The organism is Bianquea renquensis (assembly GCF_014384895.1).
GTDB lineage: Bacteria > Bacillota > Clostridia > Lachnospirales > Bianqueaceae > Bianquea > Bianquea renquensis.
This window is the reverse complement of sequence record NZ_JACRSQ010000008.1, coordinates 25,225-43,095: the sequence shown is the minus strand read 5'-3', so window position 1 is coordinate 43,095 and position 17,871 is coordinate 25,225. Positions and strand designations below refer to the sequence as shown.

Genomic DNA, 17,871 nt, shown 5'->3' with positions numbered 1-17,871 from the left:
AGAAATTTCGCAGCAGAGCTTTACGGTTGCACTGTTAGAAATGGCGGCAAGCTCCAGTTTGCTCTTGCATCCTCCACTGAGGTACAATCATCCAGCACTCCCAATGAGTTGACGTGGATCACACACTCACCGCCTCCTGAGAAGCTGACATAAATATGGGAACCAATAAAGCAGGAAAACTGGATGGTGTCCTTGCCCGACGCGTAGCCGCTGGCTCTCGCTTTGGTCAGAACCGCGCTCTGCCCAGCCTGAGAGATGGACTTGATGCTGACATCATTGACTGTATTCAGAGGGAAGACGCTCGCATTGAAATCAGGGTTGTCCCGATTATACGCCCAATACTCTGTAACATCGGAGTCTTTCAGTTGCCAGCTTCCGTCTATCTGCTCCAGGGTGGCTGCCATGAGAGTGTGGGACATACCGTCGGTGAAGACGCCAAAGGCACTGTCTTCGGAAGCTGCGATATATCGCGTTTTGATATCTCCGATTCCAAGACTGGCAGCCGCAGACGCTTCAATTTCTTGCCTAGTGGCATCCCCCCGGGGCAGGATCTGGGCAACGCTGGCCTCCTCCTCCCGATAGGGGAACTGTGAATCCGCCTCTTCCTCGCTGACGACGACATAACTCCCATTGGAGACAACCAGAATTTGGCCCTCGCTGTTGGCTTCTGTCAAAACGCTACAGCTGCCATCCTCGATTCGATAATACAGCCGCATCCCTTCCAACATGGGTTTATACCGATCTTCCACCGGATTTGCGGCAAGCACTGTCTCAAGATTGTACAGCGTTCCATAGGAGGGATCATAGGGAGTCCCCTTGATGGAATAGAGGGTTAGCGGCTCTCCCACTGTCTTGCCGAGCATAGAATACAGTCCTCGTTCAACATACCCTGCCACCGTGGCTTTCATCTGCAATGACAGCTCGGCGCGAAGCTCTGAATATGCTTGATAATCAGTCCCTGGACGAACTAAATATGCATATCTCTGTAGAATCTGTTCCGACGTGGCCTCATCTAATATAGAGAGCATGGGAAATAGTTGAGATTGCGTATGAAAAAAGTCCTGTAGGATCGCCAGTGCATCGTCTCCCGTCATGGCCGCTCCGCCATAGATCGCCTGAATTCGATCCAGCAGCGCCCCGTGATCCTCCTTGGCCAGCATCATATCTAGATAGTTCTCTTCAATCCCCGATAAAAACCCCTGAAAAATTGATATCAGCTTGGGTATATCGATTTTCATCTGTGCTCGGATTTCCTCCTCGTCCCAGCTGAGACCTGTCAAGGAAACCCAATCCGGCCCTGGAAGTTCATCCAGTGGTATACTCCACTGCATCTGCCCCTGTAAAAATTTCTTGGGAAGCCTCCATTCCATGGTCCCCAAAACGAAATCCTGAAGGCCTAACTGAAGCGCCTCTCCCTCCACCGCCATGGTCACCTTCGCCGCCACAGGCAGTATAAGCCCATCCTTCTTGATCTGCATATACACGCGGCCATCCGCCTGGCGAAATACCATGTGGAGTATTGAAACGCCATCCAAAGATTTCCCCTGCTCCTCCAGAAATTGATTTATCGCCGTATTGAACGCATCCTCCGGCAGCGCTACGGTGATCGTCTGGCTCTCCATATCCAGCGACAGAGCCTCAATGCCTGTTTCTTTCAGATATTCTTCAATATCCACTTCCCTATACTGATATGAGAATTCATGTTTGCGGACATAGATATAGAGGATCATGACCGCCATCACCGCCGCTGCCAGAATCCCCGCCAGTGTGATCCCCAGGATGACGAGGATTCGTTTACGCCTCGGATGCACTGTAATGGGTCTTTCCATATCTCAGCCTCCTTCTGTGCGAACCTGTCGATTCGTGCTGATTTTCTCAGTTCTCTGTAATATATTGTCACATCTTTCCTGAATAGAAAAAGGACAAAGGCGTCTTCCCCTTTGTCCCTCATTCCACAAGTTTGCTTCACGCAAACTCGAAATTCCAATCGCGTCCTTATCTCTTGGAGAACTGCGGCGCACGGCGGGCGGCCTTCAGTCCGTACTTCTTTCTCTCCTTCATTCTGGGATCACGAGTCAGATACCCCGCTCTCTTCAGAACAGGGCGGAACTCTGCATCCGCCTGCAGGAGCGCCCTTGCGATACCATGTTTGATCGCGCCGGCTTGGCCGGTGAATCCGCCACCGCGCACGGTGATCATTGCGTCGAATTTGTCGACACTCTCTGTCGCCGCTAAAGGCTGACGCACGATGGTCTTGAGCGTTTCCATCCCAAAATAATCGTCGATATCGCGCTTGTTGATTGTAATCTTGCCCGTTCCGGGTCTCAAAAATACTCTGGCCACGCTGGATTTTCTTCTCCCTGTGCCATAATACTGTATATTCGCCATAACTTACGCTCTCCTTCCTTTCCTTAAGCCTTAATCTCTAAAACTTCTGGTTTCTGCGCCTGATGATTGTGCTCGCCTCCGGCGTATACCTTGAGTTTTTTGATCATGTCTCTGCCTAAAGAATTCTTGGGCAGCATCCCCTTGATGGCTTTCTTGACAACCAATTCGGGCTTCGTCTGCATCATCAGTTTATATTTGGTCTCCTTCAAGCCGCCGGGCTGTCCCGTATGTGTAGAATATACTTTCTGCTCCAGCTTTTTGCCTGTCAGTTTCACTTTATCCGCGTTGATAATAATCACAAAGTCCCCCATATCCATGAAGGGTGTAAACTGTGGTTTGTTCTTACCGCGCAGCACAGAAGCCACCTGGGAAGCAAGGCGTCCTAACGTCTGTCCTGTTGCATCAACAATATACCACTTTCTATCGATATTTTTTGCGCTGGGCATATACGTTTTCATGGAACTATCGTCACTCCTTAGTATTTACTATACAGCTCGAAATCGGAATCCGGGGCTAGTGGATTAATTCCTTCGCATAGCATATGGCACCAAGATTATCCGAGGTGCATAACGCATATATTATATTACAAGATTCGTGGTAAGTCAAGGATTTTTTCTAACTTATTTTCCCGCAAGAATCCTGTTTATCACTGGATAACAAATTCGGCTGCGCAATAGCAGATTCCCAGCTCTTCAGAACTGAATTCTTGCACAATACGATACCTCCCCGCCTTGAGGGGCGTCCGGTAGTGGTCGTGGATGTGATAGTCAATCTCGTGAGGCGTGCCGGCGGCGATGATACCGGTGAGCGAAATAAAGGAGGTATCTTTCATCTCCATGGTATACCACCTGCCATCCTTACAGAACTCCAGTTCAAAGTCCATCCCATAACCCAATTCTACACTGGACGTTACAATCGTTTTAATCGATGCAATGTTACTAGAGTATGCCTGTTCTTCTGCCTCCATTTTAATCGTGTCAGCCGTGTATATTTCATAGTTCGACGGATGTAACACCTTGGAGCTATTTCGCCCTACAACGCCTATGACAATACAAATACTTACTATTATCAAAATTGTGATGATTGAGAACGTCCATCTTTTTCTAATAGGACCACCTCCACTCTTACCCATTTATACAGTGTGTTTTGTTCATTTCTACTATTTATAAAGCAATATCACGATACCACTTTTATCTTTTTCTATTATAAACAATTTTAATATAATAGTCAATACATCCATATCAATACTGTCGATATGTTCAAAAGCTATGACCTTCTGCCCCATAGATGACTCCCTGATTTTTTCCACAGACCCAATACGCCGCAAAAAACGGAGGAACCCTTTTCTGGATTTCTCCGTTTTTTGCTGGCTGTTTTTTTACATTCCCATTGGCTCTTGTCATATTTCGGCTGACAGGGGATCAAACGAGAGTCTTCCCTTATCGACCCGGATAGCGCACCGACATTAGCGCCAATCCATGGGCCGGCGCTGTAGGGCCTGCCAGCTCGCGCCTCCCTGTCCGCAGCGCTTGCTCAACCTGTCCGGGCAGGAACCTTCCATATCCAACCTGGAGCAACGTCCCGGCCATAATGCGCACCATGTTGTACAGGAATCCATCCCCTGTAAAATAAAACCGAAGGATATGGGGATCCGCGGGGTCCACCTTCATCTCCGCGCCATATAAGGTTCGAATTGTCGTATTGGTCGGGCTACCTGTGGATTGAAACGCTTTGAAGTCATGGCGGCCCACCAGGAGCGCCAGAGCCTCCCGGATGCGGTCTCGATCTAAAGGCCTACTCTCCAGCACCATATACCGCCTGTACAGGGGAGGCATTGTATCCCCGCAGTAGACGGAATAACAGTAGGTCTTTTCCTTCGCATCAAATCGCGGATGGAAGTCCAATCCCACTTCCGATGCATCCATAACCCGAATATCATCGGGCAGTCTTGAATTCATCGCCTTTTTCAGCTGGCCTGGCGCGATCTCGTGCTCCAAATCAAAGGACGCCACCTGCCCCCATGCGTGTACCCCTGTGTCGGTTCGGCCCGACGCCACCACGTGAGCAGACCGGCCAAACAAAGCCTCCAAGGTATCCTCTAAAACCTGTTGAATGCCGAGAGCGTTGTGCTGCCGCTGCCACCCCGCATACTCCGTTCCATCATAGCTGATGGTGATACATATTCGCCGCACGATTCTCACCCTCTATAAAATCATGTGGAGCAACTGGGAAACGGCCGGTAAATACCGGGACGCATAGAGACCTCCCACAAACAGCAACAAAATCAGGTATGCGACCGCATCCCGGCGCCCATAGTGCAGTTCCTTCATCCGTGTCCTTCCCACATCCCCACGATAACACCGGGCCTCCATAGCCGTGGCCAATTCATCGGCCCGGCGAAAGGCGGAGATGAAGAGTGGAACGAGAATGGGAACCATGCTCTTCGCTCTCTGCAGAAGATTGCCGCTCTCAAAGTCGGCACCTCTCGCCATCTGCGCTTTCATGATCTTATCCGTCTCCTCCAACAGGATTGGGATAAAGCGCAGGGCAATGCTCATCATCATCGCAATGTCGTGGGCGGGAACTTTGATCTTTTTCAGAGGCCTCAAAAGGCTTTCAATTCCGTCCGTGAGCTGAATCGGCGTTGTCGTCAAGGTCATGAGCGATGAGCCGATGATGAGCAAAATCAACCGAAGGCCCATAAATCCCGCCGTATAGATCCCCTGCCGTGTGATCGTAAAGATCCAGAAATGGATCAGCGGATCTCCCTTGGTCAAGAACATATTAAGCAGCACCGTAAATAGCAAAATGATGACAATCGTTTTGAGACCGCGCACAATATAGCGAAAGGGCACCTTGGATAGGGAAATCAATGCCGCCAGAGCGATGATCGCAATGCCAAAGCCGAGAAGGTTTTTCACCAAAAACAGCGCTATGATATAGACAATGGTGCCGATGATCTTCGTGCGGGGGTCCAGTCGATGGATCACAGAATCCACGGGATAGTACTGCCCAATGGTAATATCTCGAAGCATCGTATTCCCCCTAACTTTGGAAATTTGCGCGAATCTGCCCGACCATCTGGTCAACCGTCAGGACTGTATCCTCCATCCGAAACCCACGGTTTTGCAGCAAGCTCCCCAGTTTGGTCACCTGCGGTACCCCCAACCCCATGGCTTCCAGTTCATCCCTGTGAGAGAATACCGCCCTCGGCTCCCCGTCAAATTTGACTGTCCCCTCGTCCATGACTATAATCCGGTTGACATACCGCGCCACGTCCTCCATACTGTGGGACACAAGCACCACCGTCATGCCCAGTTCCCTGTGCAACTCCATGACCTTCCCCAAGATAGCGTCTCGGCCCATCGGGTCCAAGCCCGCCGTTGGCTCGTCCAAAATCAGATAGTCCGGCTCCATGGCCAGCACCCCGGCAATAGCAACTCTGCGCTTTTGACCGCCGGATAACTCAAAGGGTGATTTCTGGTAGAAATCAGAGCTGATCCCCACCATGGACAGCGCATTTTCTACCCGCCGGTTGATTTCGTCCTGCGGCAACCGCATATTGGTCGGGCCGAAGGCCACGTCCTTCCAGATGGTCATCTCAAAGAGCTGATGCTCCGGATATTGAAAGACCAGTCCAACTTTTTGCCGGAGCTGTCTCAAATTCTCCTTATGTTCTAATATATTGACATCGTCATATAGGATCTCACCGTGGGAGGGCTTTAAAAGTCCGTTCAAATGCTGAATCAGTGTTGATTTTCCAGACCCCGTGTGTCCAATGATTCCGATGAACTCTCCCTTTTCGATGGTCAGACTCACATGGTCCAACGCCGCTTTGCTGTGGGGGGAGCCCTCCTCATAGACGTAGCTGACGTCTCTTACTTCAATCGACATAGCGCATCCACCATTTCCTCGACTGTTAAAATGTCAGCTGGAACTTCCAGTCCCTCCTGGCGCAGACGGTAGGCCAATTCTGTCATCTGCGGTACATCCAGCCCAATTTCCTTTATGGTTTCCACCTGTGAGAATACCTCCCGAGGCGTTCCGTTCAGGACTACCTTTCCGTGGTCCATGACGACAACCCTGTCGGCCTGCACCGCTTCCTCCATATAATGGGTGATATGCAGGATGGTAATATTGTCCTCCTTGTTCAGCCGCTGTATCGTCCGCATAACTTCCTGCCGTCCGGAGGGATCCAACATAGCGGTCGGCTCGTCCAGCACAATGCATTTCGGCTTCATGGCTAAAACACCGGCAATGGCAACCCGTTGCTTTTGGCCGCCGGAGAGCTTATTCGGGGAATGGCTGCGGTAATCCAGCATATTGACAGCACGCAGAGAATCCTCCACATCCGTGCGGATCTTAGTGGGTTCCACCCCGAGATTCTCCGGTCCAAAGGCCACATCCTCCTCCACCACGGAGGCAATGATCTGGTTATCAGGATTCTGGAACACCATCCCAGCCTTTTGCCGGATCTCCCACACTCGATCTTCCTCTTTTGTGTCCATCCCATCAACCCAGAGCGTACCCCCATCGGGGAACAAAAGCGCGTTGACATGCTTCGCAAAGGTGGATTTGCCGGAACCATTGTGTCCCAAAACCGCGATAAACTCGCCCGCCTGCACTGAGAGATCGACATGATCCAGCGCACGGATTCGCTGGGTGACCTCGCCGTCATCTCCTCGGACCGCATACTCATGCATCAAGCCCTCTGACCGCACCATATCCATTGGCGCTCCTCCTCCCGCTCCGCATTTCATATTCAGATATAGAAAAAGGTTAGACAAGCGCCTAACCTAGTTTCGTCTCCCAGCTACAATAGCTCTTATACCAACTCAATGATGGCAACTTCCGCGCCATCGCCTTTTCTAGGGCCGACCTTGATGATGCGGGTATATCCGCCTTTGCGGTTCTCATACTTGGGCGCTATCTCATCAAACATCTTCGCCGCCATATCCACCTTTTTGCTCTGGGTTCTCATCTTGACCCCATCGGCCGGCGCCTCCGTGACAGGATAGAAGACCTTCAGCATCTGCCGTCTCGCATGCAGACGGGAGGGCTTGTCTTTCTTGATGGTCTTTGTGATTTCCTCGTAGACCGTCACTTTCTTGCCATCCACAGTCTCCTTCACGCGTCTTCCGTCCGCCGTCTTCTTCGGCACCTTCTGGGTCACCGTAACGGTCTCAAAATTATCCTTCTCCCGCACGGCAAGCGTAATCAGATGTTCTGCAATCTTGCGAATCTCCTTGGCCTTCGTCACCGTCGTCGTGATTCTCCCTCTGTAAAGCAGATTTGTAACCTGGTTCCGAAGCAGCGCCTTGCGCTGGGACGATGTCCTGCCAAGCTTTCTATATCCAGCCATAATGAACCTCCTAGTCCGTATTCCACTAAAAGACCGCGGCCTATAAAGATTTGACGCGGTCCCCGGTATCTGCCATGCTCCACTACAGGCAGCCGCAGACGCCGTCGCTCTATCCCCGCGGGAATAAAGCCCCTTTACCTATTATGGACGCTATGTCCTGCCAACTCCTGATCAGTCATCGCCCGGTTTCAGCGCCAACCCAAGCTCTTCCAGTTTGCCCAGCACCTCATCCAGGGATTTTCTGCCGAGATTTCGGACCTTCATCATTTCCTCTTCCGTCCGGTTTGTCAAATCCTCTACTGTGTTGATTCCCGCTCTCTTCAGGCAGTTGTAGGAGCGAACCGAAAGATCCAGCTCTTCGATGGTCATCTCCAAAACCTTCTCCTTCTGATCCTCTTCCTTCTCCACCATGATTTCTGCGTTCTTCGCACTATCAGACAAATCGATAAACAATGCCAAATGATCGTTCAATACCTTTGCCGCCAGACTCACCGCTTCATCGGGCTGCAGCGTGCCGTTGGTCCACACTTCCATCGTCAACTTATCGAAGTCGGTAATCTGTCCGACTCGAGTATTCTCAACAATAAAGTTGACCCGCTGTACCGGAGTATAGAGTGAATCGATGGGTATGATCCCGATGGATTGGTCGTCACTCTTGTTCTTGTCGGCGCCCACATAGCCCCGCCCTTTCGTGACGCTCATCTCCATGAACAATCTGGAATCCGTACCTCCGCTGAGCGTTGCAATGACAAGGTCCGGATTGATGATTTCAATATCCTGGTCTACTTTAATATCCCCAGCATGAATGACTCCCTCGCCCTCAAATTCAATATAAGCGTTGCGAGCTTCATTGCTTTCCCCGTGACATTTTATCGCAAGGTTCTTCAGGTTCAGAATGATTTCCGACACGTCCTCCTTGACACCAGGAACTGTCGAGAATTCGTGCAGAACTCCCTCGATCTTGATGCTGGAAACGGCCGCGCCGGGCAGAGAAGACAGCATAATCCTGCGCAGAGAATTTCCTAATGTGGTACCATAACCCCTCTCTAAAGGCTCAACAACAAACTTGCCGTAGGTACCGTCCTCACTGATATCCATCACTTCTATGCGTGGTTTCTCAAATTCTAACACAGGGGCCCTCCTTCACTAACTCTTTCTATTATTTAGAATACAACTCGACGATAAGTGTCTCTTCAACCGGGATATCGATCTGATCACGCGCTGGCAGCGCAGTAACGGTGATCTGAGCCTGATCAAAGTTCACATCCATCCACTGGGGGGCGGTTCTGGAGGATGCCGTCTCAAAGATATCCTTGAATCTTTGAATCCCCTTGGACTGCTCCTTGATCGTGATCACATCCCCGACCTTGACCTGATAGGAGGGAATGTTTACCTTTTTTCCGTTGACTTCGATATGGTTGTGGCGCACCACCTGACGCGCCTCTGTGCGTGAGCGCCCAAACCCTGCGCGGTAGACGACGTTATCCAGACGGATCTCCAACAGGCGCAGCAGGTTCTCACCTGTGATTCCCTTTTGCTGTGACGCCTTCTCAAAATAATTGTGGAACTGCGTCTCCAAAATGCCGTAAATGCGCTTTGCCTTCTGCTTCTCACGGAGCTGCAATCCGTACTCGGACTGCTTCTTGCGATTCTGTCCATGCATACCGGGCGCATAGGTGCGGCGATCGACGGAGCATTTGCCTGTGTAGCAGCGGTCACCCTTCAAAAATAATTTCTGTCCTTCTCTCCGGCATAGTCTGCATACCGGTCCTGAATATCTAGCCATAGTCTTATTTCACCTCCTGAGATTACACTCTTCTGCGCTTCGGAGGACGGCAGCCGTTGTGGGGAACGGGCGTCACATCCTTGATCATGGTTACTTCCAATCCGGCTGCCTGAAGAGCGCGAATGGCGGCTTCACGGCCAGCTCCCGGTCCCTTCACCATGACTTCGACAGACTTCAGGCCATGCTCCATAGCAGCCTTGGCGGCTGTCTCCGCGGCCATCTGTGCGGCATAGGGGGTATTCTTGCGGGATCCACGGAATCCCAGACCGCCGGCGCTTGCCCAGGAAAGGGCGTTGCCCGCCGTATCGGTGAGCGTTACGATTGTATTATTAAACGTAGACTGAATATGCGCCTGTCCCTTATCCACATTCTTGCGGACACGGCGACGCGTCGTTGTTTTCTTCGCTACTTTCTTAGCTGCCAACTTCCTGACCTCCTACTTATTTCTTCTTATTGGCCACGGTTCTCTTTGGTCCTTTGCGAGTCCGAGCATTGGTTTTCGTATTCTGACCGCGAACGGGAAGGCTCTTTCTGTGACGAATGCCGCGATAGCATCCGATTTCCGTCAATCTCTTAATGTTGAGAGCCGTCTCTCTGCGCAAATCACCTTCGACAACCTGTGTGGCCTCGATGATCTCACGAATCTTGTTCGTCTCGTCGTCCGTCAGATCGCGCACACGGGTATCAGGGTTGATACCGGCTTCCTGTAAGATACGATTGGAACTGGCGCGACCGATACCATAAATGTAGGTAAGGCCAATCTCAACTCGCTTCTCGTTGGGTAAATCTACACCAGCAATACGTGCCATGTAATCGTGCACCTCCTAGATTTCTACTTCCTAAAAACCTGCCAGACCTTGCCCTTGGCTACAGCCTGGTTGATGAATCCCGTGGGGAATCCACCGATTGTATTTCCATCAGCAATGGGCGTTTGCCAAACGCTTTCATTGCAGCCGCGTCAAAATATAGTTTCCCGAAGTTTAATTATATCGCAGAATTTCCGGTTTTGCAAGCAAATTTTTGCCATCTGCCTTCCGCCAAACCCGGCGAATATGCACAAAGCATCGCTCTCCACCGCCGGAATCTCGTGGGATTATGATACAAATCTACGCGCGATCAACCCTGCTTTTGTTTGTGCTTCGGATTTTCACAGATAATCATGATCTTGCCTTTTCTCTTGATTACCTTGCATTTTTCGCAAATTGGCTTTACTGATGAACGAACCTTCATCCTAGTCGCTCCTTTCTAAATCCCGCAGCGCGCCTTGCTGCTATTTCGCACGCCAGATAATGCGGCCCTTCGTCAAATCATAGGGGGATAATTCAATGGTCACTTTATCTCCCGGTAATATTTTAATGAAATTCATCCGTAGCTTTCCGCTGATATGACTCAAAACCTGATGACCATTTTCTAACTCCACCAAAAACATGGCATTGGGCAGCTTTTCCACTACGGTTCCTTCAAACTCTACAACATCACTTTTCGACAAATCTTAAACCTCCTACCCTTGCTGACCGCTAAAGCTTGGTCAGAATCTCATATCCTGTCTTGGTTATTAAAATGGTATTTTCATAATGAGCCGATAATGAGCCATCGCGGGTAACGGTCGTCCAATCATCTTCCAGTACCCGCACTTCCGGACGCCCCGCATTGATCATAGGCTCCACTGCAAGGGTCATGCCCGCCACGAGCCTCGGCCCACGCCCAATTGGCTTGAAGTTCGGAATCGACGGGTCCTCGTGCAGCTTCTTGCCGACGCCATGACCGACGAACTCCCGAACAACTCCGTATCCATAGCTCTCTGCCTTTTTCTGGATGGCCGCCGATATTTCATGTAAATGATTCCCATCTTTGGCATACTTCATACCCTCGAAGAAACTTTCTCTCGTCCCTTCAATCAATGCCCTTGCCTCGTCAGAAATCACGCCAACCGGAAAGGTCCTCGCGCCATCGCCGTGGTATCCGTCGATATAGGCTCCCACATCAATGCTGATGATACTGCCCTCATGCAGAACCCTTTTCTCGCTGGGAATGCCGTGAATCACCTCATCGTCCACGGACGCGCAGATGGCTCCAGGAAATCCTCTGTATCCCTTAAAGGAGGGCGTTGCTTTCTCCGAACGGATCACTTCCTCCGCAACCCGGTCCAAATAGGCGGTTGAAATACCCGGCCGTATCTCCTGCTCCATCGTCTTATGGACCAGAGCCACGATGCGGCATGCTCTTCGCATCTTCTCGATTGCCTCCGGGTTCTTGACTGCTATCGCCATTCTACCGCTCCTTCAGAGCCTTTACGATGGCCTCTGTGACCGCTTCTACCGACTCAGTTCCATCGACGGTGATAAGCTTACCTGCCGCCTCATAGTGAGAAATCAGAGGAGCTGTCTGATCATGATAGACCGTCAACCGCTTCCTGACCGTCTCCGCCTCATCATCCTTTCGGATGATCAGCTCTGCGCCGCAGCGGTCGCAGACTCCGTCCCGGGACGGTATCTTGTATTCCGTATGATAGGGCTCTCCGCAGGCGGGACACACGCGACGTCCAGCCATGCGCCGGATAATCGACACATCTGGGACCTCCACATTGATCGCCGCATCCACCTCTTCTTTTTCATCCAAGGCCGTTGCCTGTACGATCGTTCTTGGAAATCCATCCAGTATATAGCCTCCTGCGCAGTCATCCTTCTTCAGTCGATCCATGACGAGATCCACCGTCAATTCGTCTGGCACCAGCAACCCCTGATCCATATACTCCTTCGCCTTTAGCCCTAAAGGCGTCTCTTCCTTCAGGTTAGCTCGGAAGATATCTCCGGTGGATATATGGGGGATGGCGTAGAGCTCCGCCAGACGTGAAGCCTGCGTTCCTTTGCCGGCGCCTGGGGCGCCCAATAATATAAGTTTCAATCCATTGGCTCCTTTCATACAGACCAGGTCTATTTGCTCAAAAAGCCTTTATAATGGCGCATGACCATCTGGCTTTCTACCGCTTTCACCGTCTCCAGCGCAACGCCGACAACGATCAAGAGCGATGAGCCGCCGATGTTGAGGCCGTCGATATTGGTGACAGCGGACATGATCACCGGCAAGCTGGCCACGATGGCCAATCCGATGGCGCCAATGAAAATCACATACTTTGATACCTTTTTCAGATAGTCATACGTTGGCTTTCCCGGACGGATTCCAGGGATGAAGCCTCCGCTCTTCTTCATATTCTCCGCGATCTCCATGGGGTTGAAGGTGATCGAAGAGTAGAAATAGGTGAAGAAAATGATGAGCAACACATACAGACAAGCGCCAACCGGGTGCGAAGTGCTCAAATACCGAAGCACCGTCGCCCACCATCCAGTAGGAGTCGCCGTTACGAACCCTGTGATGATCTGGGGGAAACTCAACAGCGAGATGGCAAAGATGATGGGAATCACACCTGCCAGGTTGACTTTGATCGGGATATGCGTCGACTGCCCGCCATAGGTCTTTCTTCCTTGAACTTTCTTCGCATACTGTACGGGAATCCGGCGCTCCGCCAACTGTAGCGCTACGACGAAGGCAGTGATAATGACCGCAGCGATGACGATGATCACGATCATCCATTTATTTTCCTGACTTCCCAGGGTGGATATTGTAGATGGAATCCGGGATAGGATGTTGATAAAGATAATCAGGGAGATTCCATTTCCGATACCTTTGGAGGTGATATTCTCTCCGACCCACATGACAAAAGCCGTTCCTGCTGTAAACACAGCGATGGATAGGATAATCGACCACGCTGTCGGAAACGCATCCGAAAATACCGAGCGCAGGCTGTAGGATATGCCGAAAGCTTGAACTAACGCCAACACAACCGTCAGATAGCGGGTATACTGCGCAATCTTCTTTCGCCCTGACTCCCCATCCTTCTGCAGCTCTTCCAGGCGTGGAATCGCAATGGTCAGAAGGCTTATAATAATGGACGAATTGATATACGGCGTGATACCCATAGCAAACAAATTCATCTGGCTAAAGGCGCCGCCGGACATGGCATCAAACAGAGCCATGACACCGCTCGCCTGACTAAAATACTCTTGAATTGCGTCAGCTTCGATCAAAGGGCTTGGCATAACGGATCCGATGCGGACGATAGCCAGCATCAACAGCGTATACAAAATCCTTCGCCGCAGATCCGGAATTTTAAAAGCATCTCTTACGGATTTAAACAAATCAACCGCCCTCCTCTAACCAATTTGGCAAAGCATTATACTAGTTCTGCTGTACCGCCTGCCGCCTCAATTTTCTCTTTTGCGCTCTGGCTGTACCCGTTGACCTTGACACTCAGCTTTTTGGTAAGATCGCCATTCCCCAAAAGCTTGACTCCATCCATAGGGTTTTTGATGATGCCCGCCGCCTGGAGGGCTTCAATCGTTACTTCAGCTCCATCATCAAAGCAATTCAAGCGGTCAACATTAATCGCGATAATCTCTTTGGAATTGCGATTGGTGAATCCCCGCTTTGGGATCCGCCTATACAACGGCATCTGGCCGCCTTCAAAACCAGGACGGACGCCGCCGCCGGAACGAGCTTTCTGTCCCTTGTGGCCGCGGCCCGCGGTCTTTCCGTTTCCGGAACCGTGGCCTCTGCCGACGCGGAATGCGCTTCGCTTTGAGCCTTCAGCCGGCTTTAAATCTTGTAAATTCATTGGTGCGCCTCCTTAATCCTGAATTTCTTCAACTTTCACGAGATGTTCAATGGAACGAATCATACCACGAATGGCAGCGTTATCCGGCTTGATCACCGTCTTCTGCGTCTTGGTAAGACCAAGGGCAATCGCTGTCTTCTTGTGCTTGGGAATGGCTCCTATGGTTGATTTCGCCAACGTAATCTTAAGCTGTGCCATATAAAAGCCCTCCTCACCCTATAATTTCCGCTACAGACTTGCCGCGGATCTGCGCCACTTCTTCCGGCGTCTTGATGCCGCGAAGCCCCTCAAAGGTAGCGGCCACAACATTGTTCTTGTTATTGGATCCCAGCGACTTCGTACGGACATTGCGAATCCCGCAGAGTTCCAGCACCGCACGCGCCGGTCCGCCAGCGATAACGCCGGTTCCCTCGGCCGCAGACTTCAGCAGCACCTGGGCGCTCCCGAACTTGCCGACGATGTCATGGGGAATCGAATCCACATCGTTTCTGGCCACCGCAATCATATCTTTCTTCGCGGCTTCCTCGCCCTTGCGGATGGCTTCCGGAATTTCCATTGCCTTCCCAAGTCCGAATCCAATATGGCCATTTCCATCGCCCACGACCACCAGGGCCGTAAAACGGAAATTCCGGCCGCCTTTTACAACTTTGGTGACGCGCTTGATGGTGACGACCTTGGACTGTAATTCACCCAGAGAATTGGGATCAATCTTTTCCTTTTTCATGAACCTGCCTCCTATCCTTTAGAATTGCAAACCGGCTTCTCTGGCAGCATCGGCCAAAGCCTGAATTTTTCCATGATACAGGAATCCGCCGCGGTCAAAAATAACGCTTGTAATTCCCTTTTCCAATGCCCGCTTTGCAATCAGCTCGCCAACTGCCTTGGCAGCGTTTACATCGGATGTGCAGTCTAGATTCTGACGCACTTCCTTTTCCACGGTGGACGCGCTGGCCAAGGTGCACCCCTGAACATCATCAATCAGCTGTGCATACATATGAAGATTGCTGCGATACACGCTCAAACGGGGGCGATCTGCCGTCCCATTGAGATCCTTGCGCAATCTGTAGTGCTTAATCGCACGATTTTTACTGCTGGAAGGTTTTTTAATCATTTGGACTTCACCCCTTTATTATTTACCGGTCTTTCCTTCTTTGCGGCGAATCACTTCATCCGAGTACTTGATACCCTTTCCTTTATAAGGTTCAGGCTGGCGCTTGAAGCGAATCTCCGCCGCATACTGACCGACTTTTTCCTTGTCAATCCCTCGGACGATGATCTTGTTCTGTCCATCCACAACGGCTTCCAATCCATCCGGATCTTCCATTTCCACCGGGTGGGAATATCCCAGAGATAGAACCAACTTCTTTCCTTGCTTCTGCGCTCTGTATCCAACGCCGTTGATCTCCAGCGTCTTCTCGAAGCCGTCCGTCACTCCGATGACCATATTATTTATTAAGCTTCTCGTCAAGCCGTGCAGCGATTTAAATTTCTTCAAATCGTTGGGGCGCTTCACGATGATCGCTCCCTCTTCCTGTGTAATGCTCATTTCCTGCGGCAATTGTTTTTCCAGAGTTCCCTTTGGCCCTTTGACCGTAACCACATTGCCCTCCGCGATTTTGACTTCCACACCGGCAGGAATTTGTACGGGCATTCTCCCGATTCGAGACATGGTGTTACACCTCCTAAAAAATTTCCGCCCTTAGACTACCAAACAAAAGCCAGCACTTCGCCGCCGACGTTCATCGCTCTTGCTTCCTTGTCGGTCACGATACCCTTGTTGGTTGAAATAATAGCAGTTCCCAAACCGCCAAGCACTCTTGGCATATCATCTTTTCCAGCATACACCCGCAGCCCGGGCTTAGAAATTCTTTTGATACCGGTGATGACCTTCTCGCTCTTGTCTTTCCCATATTTCATATAGATACGAAGATTCTTCACATTTCCGTCGCTTACGACTTCATATTTCTTTATATATCCTTCTCTTACCAGAATATCAGCAATCGCCTGCTTCATCTTGGATGCCGGAACATCCACAGTGTCGTGCTTTGCGACATTTCCGTTCCGGATACGAGTCAGCATATCGGCAATAGGATCGCTCATCGTCATTGGATTGACCTCCTTTTTTTACATTCGACGCCAGGCCTTACCAGCTGGCTTTCTTTACACCTGGGATTTCGCCTTTATATGCTAATTCCCGGAAGCAGATACGGCAGATTCCGTATTTCCTAAGGACAGAATGAGGGCGTCCGCAGATCTTGCAGCGAGTATAAGCCCGTGTGGAGAATTTCGGCTTTGCATTCTGGCGCTGCTGCTTTATTTTCATGGATTTCTTAGCCATTATTAACCTCCCTAACTTATGCTGATTACTTCGCGAAGGGCATTCCCAGAAGGGTCAGCAGTTCTCTCGCCTCTTCGTCTGTTTTGGCGGTGGTTACAAAGATAACATCCATTCCTCTGACCTTATCAATCTTGTCATAGGAGATTTCCGGAAAGATCAGCTGCTCCTTGATTCCAAGAGCGTAATTTCCCCTGCCATCGAAGGCGTTGGCGTTCACTCCGCGGAAATCGCGGACACGGGGCAGCGCCAGGCTGATCAGGCGGTCCGCAAAATCGTACATCTTGGGTCCGCGAAGGGTGACTTTACAGCCAATGGGCATTCCCTCACGAAGTTTGAAGTTCGCAATGGACTTTTTTGCCTTGGTGATGATGGGTTTCTGTCCGGAGATGATCGTCATATCGGATACGGCACTCTCCAGAGCCTTGGGATTTTCTCTTGCCTCCCCCACGCCCATGTTGATTACAATCTTTTCAAGCTTCGGCACTTCCATAGGATTCTTATATTGGAATTTCTTGATCATCGCTGGAACTACTTCGCTTAGATAGAAGTCTTTCATTCTGCTCACTATATTTACCTCCTTTTAAGGCTCTTCCGTCTTTAGTCAATCACGTCGCCTGTGGATTTCACGAATCTGGACCGAACCGTCACTTCTTTGCCGTCGACAACTTTGACCTCAGACTTGATTCCCAGCCTGGTGGGTTTGCCCTCATGCAGGTACATCACGTTGGACACATGAATAGGAGCTTCCTGGTGAACGATTCCCCCCTGCTGGACTCCTCCGCGGGGTTTTACATGCTTTGTAGCCATATTGACGCCCTCTACGATAACGCGGTCCGTCTTTCTATCCACAACGAGGATTTTTCCTTCTTTTCCTTTATCTTTGCCGGCGATTACGCGGACGGTATCGCCCTTCTTAATCTTCAATTTCGACACTTGCGGCACCTCCTATTAGAGTACTTCCGGGGCCAGAGATAGAATTCTCATGAACTTCTTCTCGCGAAGCTCTCTGGCGACTGGGCCAAAAATACGGGTTCCTCTGGGGTTTTGGTCTTCTTTAATGATAACGGCTGCATTTTCATCAAACCTGATATAGGAACCATTTTTACGGCGAACAGGTCTCTTTGTCCGTACAACAACGGCGCGAACCACATCGCCTTTCTTTACAACGCCGCCTGGTGTTGCATCTTTGACCGAAGCGATGATCACATCACCAACGGATGCATACCTGCGGGTAGAGCCTCCCAGAACCCGAATGCAGAGCAGTTCCCTTGCACCGGTATTATCTGCAACTTTCAGCCTACTTTCCTGCTGTATCATGGCTGACT

The 17,871-nt window shown here is 50.7% G+C and carries 28 protein-coding genes; all 28 read right to left on the bottom strand.

The window, feature by feature from the left end; translation table 11 throughout:
- Positions 1-20 precede the first annotated feature (20 nt).
- Entirely contained in the window at positions 21-1,829 is a 1,809-nt protein-coding gene (locus H8730_RS07020; RefSeq protein WP_177714717.1) for a hypothetical protein, read from the bottom strand.
- Between the two features lie 166 nt (positions 1,830-1,995).
- Complete coding sequence (gene rpsI / locus H8730_RS07015) at positions 1,996-2,388, bottom strand: 30S ribosomal protein S9 (protein WP_177714719.1); 393 nt, start codon at positions 2,386-2,388, stop codon at positions 1,996-1,998.
- Positions 2,389-2,411: 23 nt separating this feature from the next.
- The gene (gene rplM / locus H8730_RS07010) at positions 2,412-2,846 is read right to left on the bottom strand and encodes a 50S ribosomal protein L13 (protein WP_177714721.1); all 435 of its coding nucleotides are present in this window, start codon (positions 2,844-2,846) and stop codon (positions 2,412-2,414) included.
- 188 nt (positions 2,847-3,034) lie between these two features.
- On the bottom strand, positions 3,035-3,403 hold the full coding sequence (locus H8730_RS07005; protein ID WP_177714723.1) for an immunoglobulin-like domain-containing protein: 369 nt from the start codon (positions 3,401-3,403) through the stop codon (positions 3,035-3,037).
- Positions 3,404-3,827: 424 nt separating this feature from the next.
- A complete protein-coding gene (truA, locus tag H8730_RS07000; protein ID WP_177714725.1) occupies positions 3,828-4,580 on the bottom strand; it encodes a tRNA pseudouridine(38-40) synthase TruA in 753 nt (250 codons plus the stop codon).
- 12 nt (positions 4,581-4,592) lie between these two features.
- Entirely contained in the window at positions 4,593-5,423 is an 831-nt protein-coding gene (locus H8730_RS06995; protein ID WP_177714727.1) for an energy-coupling factor transporter transmembrane component T family protein, read from the bottom strand.
- 10 nt (positions 5,424-5,433) lie between these two features.
- A complete protein-coding gene (locus H8730_RS06990) occupies positions 5,434-6,282 on the bottom strand; it encodes an energy-coupling factor transporter ATPase (RefSeq protein WP_177714729.1) in 849 nt (282 codons plus the stop codon).
- Positions 6,267-7,118 (bottom strand): energy-coupling factor transporter ATPase, encoded by an 852-nt coding sequence (locus H8730_RS06985; RefSeq protein ID WP_177714731.1) that lies wholly within the window; start codon positions 7,116-7,118, stop codon positions 6,267-6,269. The genes H8730_RS06990 and H8730_RS06985 overlap by 16 nt, the downstream gene beginning before the upstream one ends.
- 95 nt (positions 7,119-7,213) lie before the next feature.
- Positions 7,214-7,750 carry a bL17 family ribosomal protein gene (locus H8730_RS06980; RefSeq protein ID WP_177714733.1) on the bottom strand — a complete coding sequence of 179 codons (537 nt, stop codon included), beginning with the start codon at positions 7,748-7,750 and terminating at the stop codon, positions 7,214-7,216.
- 171 nt (positions 7,751-7,921) lie between these two features.
- The gene (locus H8730_RS06975; protein WP_177714735.1) at positions 7,922-8,881 is read right to left on the bottom strand and encodes a DNA-directed RNA polymerase subunit alpha; all 960 of its coding nucleotides are present in this window, start codon (positions 8,879-8,881) and stop codon (positions 7,922-7,924) included.
- A gap of 28 nt (positions 8,882-8,909) precedes the next feature.
- The gene (gene rpsD / locus H8730_RS06970; protein ID WP_177714745.1) at positions 8,910-9,536 is read right to left on the bottom strand and encodes a 30S ribosomal protein S4; all 627 of its coding nucleotides are present in this window, start codon (positions 9,534-9,536) and stop codon (positions 8,910-8,912) included.
- A 22-nt stretch (positions 9,537-9,558) separates the two neighbouring features.
- Entirely contained in the window at positions 9,559-9,960 is a 402-nt protein-coding gene (gene rpsK / locus H8730_RS06965) for a 30S ribosomal protein S11 (RefSeq protein WP_177714747.1), read from the bottom strand.
- A gap of 16 nt (positions 9,961-9,976) precedes the next feature.
- The gene (rpsM, locus tag H8730_RS06960) at positions 9,977-10,345 is read right to left on the bottom strand and encodes a 30S ribosomal protein S13 (RefSeq protein WP_177714749.1); all 369 of its coding nucleotides are present in this window, start codon (positions 10,343-10,345) and stop codon (positions 9,977-9,979) included.
- A gap of 307 nt (positions 10,346-10,652) precedes the next feature.
- Positions 10,653-10,766 (bottom strand): 50S ribosomal protein L36, encoded by a 114-nt coding sequence (rpmJ, locus tag H8730_RS06955; RefSeq protein ID WP_177714751.1) that lies wholly within the window; start codon positions 10,764-10,766, stop codon positions 10,653-10,655.
- Positions 10,767-10,806: 40 nt separating this feature from the next.
- Complete coding sequence (gene infA, locus H8730_RS06950; protein ID WP_177714753.1) at positions 10,807-11,025, bottom strand: translation initiation factor IF-1; 219 nt, start codon at positions 11,023-11,025, stop codon at positions 10,807-10,809.
- A 28-nt stretch (positions 11,026-11,053) separates the two neighbouring features.
- Positions 11,054-11,806 carry a type I methionyl aminopeptidase gene (gene map / locus H8730_RS06945; RefSeq protein ID WP_177714755.1) on the bottom strand — a complete coding sequence of 251 codons (753 nt, stop codon included), beginning with the start codon at positions 11,804-11,806 and terminating at the stop codon, positions 11,054-11,056.
- A gap of 1 nt (position 11,807) precedes the next feature.
- Positions 11,808-12,440 carry an adenylate kinase gene (locus tag H8730_RS06940; RefSeq protein ID WP_177714757.1) on the bottom strand — a complete coding sequence of 211 codons (633 nt, stop codon included), beginning with the start codon at positions 12,438-12,440 and terminating at the stop codon, positions 11,808-11,810.
- Positions 12,441-12,469: 29 nt separating this feature from the next.
- Positions 12,470-13,732, bottom strand: coding sequence for a preprotein translocase subunit SecY (gene secY, locus H8730_RS06935; RefSeq protein ID WP_177714759.1), 1,263 nt, complete (start codon positions 13,730-13,732; stop codon positions 12,470-12,472).
- 35 nt (positions 13,733-13,767) lie between these two features.
- A complete protein-coding gene (gene rplO / locus H8730_RS06930; RefSeq protein WP_177714761.1) occupies positions 13,768-14,208 on the bottom strand; it encodes a 50S ribosomal protein L15 in 441 nt (146 codons plus the stop codon).
- A 12-nt stretch (positions 14,209-14,220) separates the two neighbouring features.
- Positions 14,221-14,406: a 50S ribosomal protein L30 gene (rpmD, locus tag H8730_RS06925; RefSeq protein ID WP_177714763.1), complete on the bottom strand. Its 186-nt coding sequence runs from the start codon at positions 14,404-14,406 to the stop codon at positions 14,221-14,223.
- Positions 14,407-14,419: 13 nt separating this feature from the next.
- Entirely contained in the window at positions 14,420-14,932 is a 513-nt protein-coding gene (gene rpsE, locus H8730_RS06920; protein ID WP_177714765.1) for a 30S ribosomal protein S5, read from the bottom strand.
- Between the two features lie 18 nt (positions 14,933-14,950).
- Complete coding sequence (rplR, locus tag H8730_RS06915) at positions 14,951-15,319, bottom strand: 50S ribosomal protein L18 (RefSeq protein WP_177714767.1); 369 nt, start codon at positions 15,317-15,319, stop codon at positions 14,951-14,953.
- Between the two features lie 18 nt (positions 15,320-15,337).
- On the bottom strand, positions 15,338-15,877 hold the full coding sequence (gene rplF / locus H8730_RS06910) for a 50S ribosomal protein L6 (RefSeq protein ID WP_177714769.1): 540 nt from the start codon (positions 15,875-15,877) through the stop codon (positions 15,338-15,340).
- A 35-nt stretch (positions 15,878-15,912) separates the two neighbouring features.
- Complete coding sequence (gene rpsH / locus H8730_RS06905; RefSeq protein ID WP_177714771.1) at positions 15,913-16,314, bottom strand: 30S ribosomal protein S8; 402 nt, start codon at positions 16,312-16,314, stop codon at positions 15,913-15,915.
- A gap of 37 nt (positions 16,315-16,351) precedes the next feature.
- On the bottom strand, positions 16,352-16,546 hold the full coding sequence (locus H8730_RS06900) for a type Z 30S ribosomal protein S14 (protein ID WP_177714773.1): 195 nt from the start codon (positions 16,544-16,546) through the stop codon (positions 16,352-16,354).
- Between the two features lie 25 nt (positions 16,547-16,571).
- A complete protein-coding gene (rplE, locus tag H8730_RS06895) occupies positions 16,572-17,114 on the bottom strand; it encodes a 50S ribosomal protein L5 (RefSeq protein ID WP_488153847.1) in 543 nt (180 codons plus the stop codon).
- A 29-nt stretch (positions 17,115-17,143) separates the two neighbouring features.
- Positions 17,144-17,479 (bottom strand): 50S ribosomal protein L24, encoded by a 336-nt coding sequence (gene rplX, locus H8730_RS06890; protein ID WP_249289597.1) that lies wholly within the window; start codon positions 17,477-17,479, stop codon positions 17,144-17,146.
- Positions 17,480-17,494: 15 nt separating this feature from the next.
- Complete coding sequence (rplN, locus tag H8730_RS06885; RefSeq protein ID WP_177714777.1) at positions 17,495-17,863, bottom strand: 50S ribosomal protein L14; 369 nt, start codon at positions 17,861-17,863, stop codon at positions 17,495-17,497.
- Positions 17,864-17,871 lie beyond the last annotated feature (8 nt).